The 7,194-nt window shown below is 64.5% G+C and carries 9 protein-coding genes; 5 read left to right on the top strand and 4 right to left on the bottom strand.

Features of this window, described 5'->3' with window-relative positions:
• The 4 genes from AYR66_RS12165 to AYR66_RS12150 form a co-directional block, all read left to right on the top strand.
• Positions 1-691, top strand: a 691-nt coding sequence (locus AYR66_RS12165) for an energy transducer TonB (RefSeq protein ID WP_141104234.1), incomplete at its 5' end; no start/stop codon positions are given.
• 2 nt (positions 692-693) lie between these two features.
• Positions 694-1,404, top strand: coding sequence for a MotA/TolQ/ExbB proton channel family protein (locus tag AYR66_RS12160; protein ID WP_088707691.1), 711 nt, complete (start codon positions 694-696; stop codon positions 1,402-1,404).
• Entirely contained in the window at positions 1,404-1,811 is a 408-nt protein-coding gene (locus AYR66_RS12155) for an ExbD/TolR family protein (protein WP_088707690.1), read from the top strand. The genes AYR66_RS12160 and AYR66_RS12155 overlap by 1 nt, the downstream gene beginning before the upstream one ends.
• A gap of 17 nt (positions 1,812-1,828) precedes the next feature.
• On the top strand, positions 1,829-2,386 hold the full coding sequence (locus AYR66_RS12150) for an NAD(P)H-dependent oxidoreductase (protein WP_088707689.1): 558 nt from the start codon (positions 1,829-1,831) through the stop codon (positions 2,384-2,386).
• 112 nt (positions 2,387-2,498) lie between these two features.
• Here AYR66_RS12150 and AYR66_RS12145 read toward each other — a convergent pair whose 3' ends face one another.
• Together AYR66_RS12145 and AYR66_RS12140 are read right to left on the bottom strand one after the other, a co-directional pair.
• Positions 2,499-3,476, bottom strand: a complete 978-nt coding sequence (locus tag AYR66_RS12145; protein WP_088707688.1) for a tripartite tricarboxylate transporter substrate binding protein — start codon at positions 3,474-3,476, stop codon at positions 2,499-2,501.
• Positions 3,477-3,504: 28 nt separating this feature from the next.
• A complete protein-coding gene (locus AYR66_RS12140; protein ID WP_234814887.1) occupies positions 3,505-4,680 on the bottom strand; it encodes a mandelate racemase/muconate lactonizing enzyme family protein in 1,176 nt (391 codons plus the stop codon).
• A 215-nt stretch (positions 4,681-4,895) separates the two neighbouring features.
• On the opposite strand from AYR66_RS12140, the gene AYR66_RS12135 reads away from it, so the two are divergent.
• Complete coding sequence (locus tag AYR66_RS12135; RefSeq protein WP_088707687.1) at positions 4,896-5,822, top strand: LysR family transcriptional regulator; 927 nt, start codon at positions 4,896-4,898, stop codon at positions 5,820-5,822.
• A gap of 60 nt (positions 5,823-5,882) precedes the next feature.
• On the opposite strand, the gene AYR66_RS28375 is transcribed toward AYR66_RS12135, so the two are convergent.
• Positions 5,883-6,857, bottom strand: a complete 975-nt coding sequence (locus tag AYR66_RS28375) for an XdhC family protein (protein WP_141104233.1) — start codon at positions 6,855-6,857, stop codon at positions 5,883-5,885.
• A gap of 8 nt (positions 6,858-6,865) precedes the next feature.
• The coding region (locus AYR66_RS28370; protein WP_234814886.1) for a thiamine pyrophosphate-dependent enzyme at positions 6,866-7,194 on the bottom strand (329 nt) is incomplete at its 5' end.

The raw sequence follows: 7,194 nt of genomic DNA, 5'->3' as shown, positions 1-7,194 counted from the left end.
CCCGGCCCCCATCATCGTCGCCGCGCCCGCTACAGATGCGCCCGGCAGGCTGCGCGAGCATGCTGGCATCATCGGGCTCGCCGTGGCCGTCGCCATGCTGCATACGGTGGTTGCAAGTCACTGGGATGCGTCGTCGCCAGTGCAAGCGGCCAAACCGCAAGTGGTGGTCGAACTGGTGAAGCCGAAAGAACCGGAACCGCCGAAGCCGCCCGAAAAGCAGCCCGAACCGCCGAAAGCACAGAAGCTGCCGCCGCCGAAATCGCTCCCGCGCGTCGTGCCCCAGCCGCAACCGCAAGCCGCACCGGCACCGGTGCCGAAGGTGGAAGCCGCTGCCCCCAATTCCGCGCCCGCCGTCACCCTTCCGCCCGCGCCGCCGGTGCAGGCCCAGGAGCCGCAGGAAACCGTGACGCAGGCGTCCGCCTACGCCGCCTACCTGCACAATCCGCCACCGCCTTATCCAGCGCAGGCGCAGCGCCTCGGGCTGGAAGGCAAGGTGGTCCTCAAGGTGCGCGTGCTTGCATCCGGCAAGGCTGCCTCGGTCGAACTGCAAACCAGCAGCGGCCGCAAGATGCTGGACGAAGCCGCTCTCGCCGCCGTGCAGGGCTGGACATTCGCTCCCGCCCGCCGCGGCCAGACGCCCATCGATGGATGGGCCACTGTCCCTGTCGAATTCAAACTGGAAAGGTCCTGAAGATGTCTCTCATTAACACCACCCTCATTGTCGACGGCACGCTGTGGTCGCTGGTCGCATTCTCCGTCGCCACCTGGACGCTGATCCTCGTGAAAGCGATCCAGCACCTGCGCCTGTCCGGGCAGAACAAGCGTTACCTGAAACTGTTCTGGAGCGCCAAAGACCTGCAGGCGGCGGCCAACCTCGGCGAACACGCGGTCGGCCCTGCCGCCCGCCTCGCCAACGCCGGTTTCGACGCCTTGCATGACGCCGCCAACACGCACGACCTCGAACATTCCGGCGACCGCCAGGAACTGCTGGAACGCCACCTGCGCCAGCAGATCCACAAGGAACGCCGCTCGCTCGAAAGCGGCCTCGCCGTCCTCGCCAGCATCGGCAGCACGGCGCCCTTCGTCGGCCTGTTCGGCACGGTGTGGGGCATCATGAATGCGATGACCGACATCAGCCGCACCGGTTCCGCCAGCCTCGATGTCGTCGCCGGCCCGATCGGCGAAGCGCTGGTCGCCACCGGCGTCGGTATCGCGGTCGCGGTGCCTGCGGTGCTCGCGTTCAACTTCTTCACGCGCCGGCTGAAGCTGGTCTGGGCCGACCTCGACGACTTCGCAGCCGACTTCATCAACATCGCGCAGCGCGCTTCCTTCCGCATCGAGCGCCAGCCGGCCCAGGTGCGCGCAGACGCACCTGCGGCAACCGGCAAGGAGGCATTCGCGTAATGGCCTTTTCCACACAAGGGGACGGCGGCGACGTCCTCAGCGAAATCAACATCACGCCGCTGGTCGACGTCATGCTCGTGCTGCTGGTGGCGTTCATCGTCACCGCGCCGCTGATGACCAACGCCATCAAGGTTAACCTGCCCAAGACCGCGGCGACCCATGCACCCGAGCTGAAGAAGCCGGTCAGCGTCACGGTCGATGCGAAGTCGCAGGTGTACATCGATCGCAGGGAAATCACACCCGAAGCACTCGAAGCCGAATTGGCCGCGCTGCGCAAGGACAACCCGGAGCTGACCCTGCACCTGCAGGCCGACCAGGAAGTGCCCTATCGCGCAGTGGCCAGGGTGATGGCCGTCATCGAGCGTGCCGGCGTCACTCGGCTGGCGGTGATCACTGCCAATCAATGAACCCGAACTGGATAACCATGAAAAAGATCGTCGCCCTCACCGGCAGCCTCAGCAAACCCTCCCGCACGCGCTCGCTGGTTGAACATATTGCCGAGCAGGTGGCCCAGCACGTGCCTGCGCGCATCAGCGTGATCGACATCGCCGACCTTGCCGGCGAACTCGGCGATGCGGTGTCCTTCTCCAGCATCCCCGCTTCCATCACGCGCGCCCACAAGCAGATCGCGGAAGCCGACCTCGTGATCCTTGGCTCGCCGACCTACAAGGGTTCATACAGCGGCTTGCTGAAGCACTTCCTCGACCTGCTTGACCCAGCGGCGCTGAAAGGGAAGGTCACGCTGCTGACCGCCACCGGCGGCAGCGACCGGCATGCGCTCGTGATCGAGCACCAGTTCCGTCCGCTCGCGAGCTTCTTCGAGACGGTGACGGTGCCGGCCGGGGTGTATATCAAGGATTCGGATTTTGTGAACTACGCGCTGGCCGAGGGGGCGGAACAGGCTCACAAGCGGATCGAACTGGCGGTGGAGCAGGCGGTGGGTTTGCTGGCGGCGCGGGAGCCGGTGGCGTTGGCGGCGTGATGGGTGTGCCTTTGCGGTTGCAATGGTGCGCGCGGCGCACCCTACGATCCTTTATCGCAAGTTCGTAGGGTGCGCCCCGGGCACCGGTACGCCGGCGGTCGTACTGCGGACCTCATTCCGGCTGGATCTTCGCTTCACGGATCACCTTGTTCCACTTGTCGGATTGCTCCTGGAAGAAGGTGTTGAACTGCTGCACGCTGCCGCCCAACGGTTCGACGCCGGCATCAAGGAAGGTCTTTTTGACGTCATCCATCGCGAGGATCTTGTTGATCTCGGCATTGAGCTTGTTGACGATCTCGGGCGGCGTGCGTGCGGGTGCGGCGAAGCCGTAGAAGACCTGCACTTCGAATCCGGGCCAGCCGAGTTCGGCCACCGTCGGCACATTCGGCGCCAGCGGCGAGCGCTTCGCGCTGGTGATGGCGAGCGCGCGCATCTTGCCGGCCTTCACATGCGGCTGCACGTGCGGCAGGTTGTCGAAGTTGACGTCGACCTCATTACCCAGCAAGGCGGTGACCATCGGTGCGCTGCCCTTGTACGGGACCTGCGTCATGTCGATGCCAGCGGAGTTCATGAAGTAGGCCATGATCAGGTGGTTGGACGTGCCGTTGCCCGACGAGCCGTAATTGAGCTTGCCCGGGGCCGCCTTGGCCGCGGCCACCACGTCCTTCGCCGTCTTGTACTGCGAAGAGGCATTGACCACCATGACGCTCGGTGACTGGCCGCCGAGGACGATGGGCGCGATGTCCTTTGCGGTGTCGTACGGCAGCTTCTTGAACAGGTACTGGTTGACCGGCAGAGGAAAGCCGACCACCAGCAGCGTATAGCCGTCCGGCGCCGACTTGGCGACATGCTCGGTGCCGATGATCGTGCCGCCGCCCGGGCGGTTGTCGACGATCACAGGTTGTCCCCACGCATCCTGCAGCTTCTTGCCGACCACGCGCGCCATGGTGTCGTTGAATCCACCCGGCGTGTAGGGAACGACGATACGGATCGGCTTGTTCGGATAAGCCTGGGCCTGCGCCTGCGCGGCGCCGCAGATAAGGGCGGCGCCGGCGATGGCGGCGGAAAGGATCTTGACTGCTCTGGTCATGCGTGTCTCCGTGTCATTTTCGAATGGTTCAAACGTAGGCCGGTCCCTCGATCGCAGGATGGGCCAGCAGGAATTTCTCGCCGACCTCGACGCCGATGCCCGGACGTTCGAGCGGCAGCACCGTGCCGTCCGCGCGCAAGGTGAACGGCGAGGACACCAGCTCGTCGCGGAAGCGGTTGTTCTTCGACACATCCGCTTCGAAATAACCGCTGTTCTCGATCGCGGCCAGCACATGCACCGTGGCCGCCATGTTAATGCCGGTCATCGATGTGTGCAGGTGGATGCGCAGCTTGTGCGCCGACGCCATCGCCGCGATGCGCAACACTTCGGTGATGCCGCCCGCCTTGGACAGGTCGGGCTGGATCACGGTGACGGAGCGGCCGTCGATCAGGTGGTTGAATTCGAAGCGCGTGTAATGGTTTTCGCCGGCCGCGAACGGCACGCGCCCGAAGCTGCGCGCAATTTCGTATGACCGGTAATCGTGGGGCGGAAACGGCTCTTCCAGCCAGCCGACATTGCATTCGTCGAGCACCGGGATGACGGCGCGCGCGGTGTCGAGCGAGTACGCGGTATTCGCATCGCCGAGGATTACACGGTCTGTGCCGAGCGCCTCGCGCACCGCGCGCACGCGCGCAATGTCGCGCGTGCTGCTGTCACCCAGCCGCAGTTTGAGCGCGCGGTAACCCTTTTCGCATTGGCGCTGCGCTTCCTCGACCAGTTCGGACGGCTCCTGCCAGCCGAGCGCCACGCCGCCCGCGTAGGCGGGGACGGGGTTCGCGCCGCCGCCCAGCAGGCGGTACAGCGGCCAGCCGGCGGCTCGCGCGCAAATATCCCACAGCGCCATGTCGACACCGCTCATCGCCATCGCACACGCGGCGCCGAGGCCCATGCTCGACAGCTGGCGGTCGTAGACGGTTTTCCAGATGCCGGTCACATCGGTGGCATCACGGCCGACCACGAAGGGGCGCAGCGAATTGTTGATGAAGTGGGCGATGGTGGAATGCGCGCGCCCATGATGCGATTCGCCCCAACCGGTCAGGCCGCATTCGGTCGTGACCTTGACCACCACCGCATCACGCTTGATCGCGCGCCCGACACCGAGCGTGACCCGGTCCTGCGGCGGCACCGGAAAGGATGTCGCGTAGGCCGTCACGTCGCGCACTTTCAATGCGGGTTCGGATCTCGTTATTGCATCGGCCTGCACGTTTGTCTTCCTCGTTCTCTGATGAAGAAAAGTATATGAAGCGCCCTACATCAGATCAAATAATATTTAATGATTGAGAATATCAGCAAAAGTGATTTATTGCCGGAACGAAGCGATAACCAGCGTGAGGCGCTTGCGGAATAGAAGTCGAATTGAGTTGATCTACACATCAATCCAAGTGATACTGACCGCATTACTTTATCAGGACGTCCAACATGGAATTCCGCCAGGTCCAGTACTTCATCTGCCTCTTCGAGGAAGGCACGGTCACGCGCGCCGCGCATCGCCTGAACATCGTCCAGCCTGCGCTGAGCATGCAGATCGCGAAGCTGGAAGACGAGGTCGGCCAGCAATTGTTCGAGCGCACCAAGCAAGGCATGGTTCCGACGGCGGCGGCGCGACAGATGTACCGGCTGTTCCTGCCGATCATGCGCGACTTCACGCATGCGCGCACGCAACTGATGAGCACCGACGGCGAGATCAGCGGCCATGTGAACATCGGCCTGATCGCGTCGATCACCGAAGGCGTACTCGCGGAAACGCTGACTGCGTTTTCGATCAAGTATCCGAATGTCGACGTGCGCGTGGCGGACGGTTACAGCGCCACGCTCAGCGACTGGGTCGCCGGCGGGCAGATCGACGCCGCGATCATCAACAAGCCGCGCCGCCAGCTCGCCCTTAATGTGGAACACATAGTCGACGAGGAAATGGTGCTCATCACCAGCGCCGGCTATGCGGCCGCCCTGCCCCAGCGGCTGACGCTGCGGCAGATTTCCTCGCTCGGGCTGACGCTGGTGCTGCCGACGCGCGAACACGGTTTGCGCGGCATCATCGACAGCTTCGCGCAGCACGAGGATGTGGACCTGGCGCCGAAATTTGAAATCGATTCGCTGGTGACGACGGTGAAGCTGGTGGAGCAGACGCAGCTGGCGACCATCCTGCCGCATATCGCGGTGCACCGGGGATTGACCGAAGGCCGTTTGCGCGCCCATTCGATCGTGTCGCCGCGCTTGATCCGCCAGGTGGTGGCGGTGTCGCATCCGAGACGGCCGCTGAACTCGGCGACCAGTGCGTTCATTGCGATGCTGACGGAGCAGATGCGGATGAGGACGAAGACGCAGGATGCGACGGAAGTGGCATGACGAACCGCAGGGTGGGTGGGGCCGCCGGGGTAGAGCGCGGCGAAACCCGCCGCGCTTTCTTTACGTGATACACGCCTCAGTGCGCTCCGCCATCGCGGCCATCCTGCTGCGCACACTGATAATCTCCGCCATCACCGACACCGCAATCTCCGCCGGCGTGCGGCTGCCGATGCGCAAACCCACCGGCCCGTGCAAGCGGTCAATCTCTCCCGGCGCCAGGTCGAACAACGCCAGCCGCTCGCGACGCTTCTCCGTATTCGCCTTCGAACCAAGCGCGCCGACATAGAACGCCGGCGATTTCAACGCCTCCAGCAACGCCATGTCATCCAGCTTGGGGTCGTGCGTCAGCGCCACGATCGCGGTACGCGGATCGGGTTCAAGTGCGAGCACTGCATCGTCGGGCATGATGGTCAGCAAGTCGGTCTGCGGCACCGACCAGGTGCGGAAAAACTCTTCGCGCGGGTCGCAGACGATCACGTGGAAGTCGAGCGTCTTGGCGATTTCCGCCGCCAGTGCCGACGTCTGCCCGGCACCGATCAGCAGCAGGCGCCAGCGCGGGCCGAATACCATACGGAACGTCCCCTCCTCCAGCGCGCACACTTCATTGCCGGCAGCGATCGCGATCGAGTGCGCACCGCTTTCCATGTCCACTTCGCGCACCGCCAGTTCGTGCCGCGTGATCCTGCGCAGCACCTCGTCGATCCAGCCGGCATCATCCACCGGTTCCACCACAAGGCGCAGCGTGCCACCGCACGGCAACCCGAAACGTGCGGCCTCTTCCTTCGTCACGCCATAGGTCGCGGTGCCTGTCCGCGCCGGCATACCCTCGCGGCGGATGCGGTCTATCAGGTCGTCCTCGACACAACCACCGGACACCGACCCCGCCACCTGGCCGTCATCGCGTATGCACATCATCGCGCCGACCGGACGCGGCGACGAACCCCAGGTGGCAACGACAGTGACGAGCGCGACGCGATGACCCGCCTTGTGCCAGTCGAGGGCCGCGGACAGCGTGGAGAAGTTGGTGGCGTCCATGATGTTCCTTAGTGTGCGGCCTGCTTGCGCAGTGACGCGACGGTGGCGCGCGGCGACACGACTTCCGGGTCGGTGCGCAGTTCGATCAATGCCGGGCGGCCGGCGGCACGTGCGCGGGCAAAGGCTGCCGGGAAATCCTCGGTGCGCTCGACGCGCTCGCCGGCAATGCCGTACGCCTGCGCCAGCACCGCGAAATCCGGATTCACCAGGTCGGTGCCATGCACGCGTTCCGGATAGTGCTTTTCCTGGTGCATGCGGATGCTGCCGTACATGCCGTTGTTGACCACGATGAAGATGATGTTCAAGCCGTACTGCACGGCGGTCGCCATCTCCTGCC

The sequence above is a fragment of the Noviherbaspirillum denitrificans genome, from assembly GCF_002211445.1.
GTDB lineage: Bacteria > Pseudomonadota > Gammaproteobacteria > Burkholderiales > Burkholderiaceae_D > Noviherbaspirillum > Noviherbaspirillum denitrificans.
This window is presented reverse-complemented; position numbering and strand designations above follow the sequence as displayed.

Coding starts and splice junctions, on each gene's coding strand:
- AYR66_RS12150 (WP_088707689.1), top strand. CDS start 1,829: ATGAAAAAGATCGTCGCCCTCACCGGCAGCCTCAGCAAACCCTCCCGC.
- AYR66_RS12155 (WP_088707690.1), top strand. CDS start 1,404: ATGGCCTTTTCCACACAAGGGGACGGCGGCGACGTCCTCAGCGAAATC.
- AYR66_RS12145 (WP_088707688.1), bottom strand. CDS start 3,476: ATGACCAGAGCAGTCAAGATCCTTTCCGCCGCCATCGCCGGCGCCGCC.
- AYR66_RS12160 (WP_088707691.1), top strand. CDS start 694: ATGTCTCTCATTAACACCACCCTCATTGTCGACGGCACGCTGTGGTCG.
- AYR66_RS12135 (WP_088707687.1), top strand. CDS start 4,896: ATGGAATTCCGCCAGGTCCAGTACTTCATCTGCCTCTTCGAGGAAGGC.
- AYR66_RS28375 (WP_141104233.1), bottom strand. CDS start 6,857: ATGGACGCCACCAACTTCTCCACGCTGTCCGCGGCCCTCGACTGGCAC.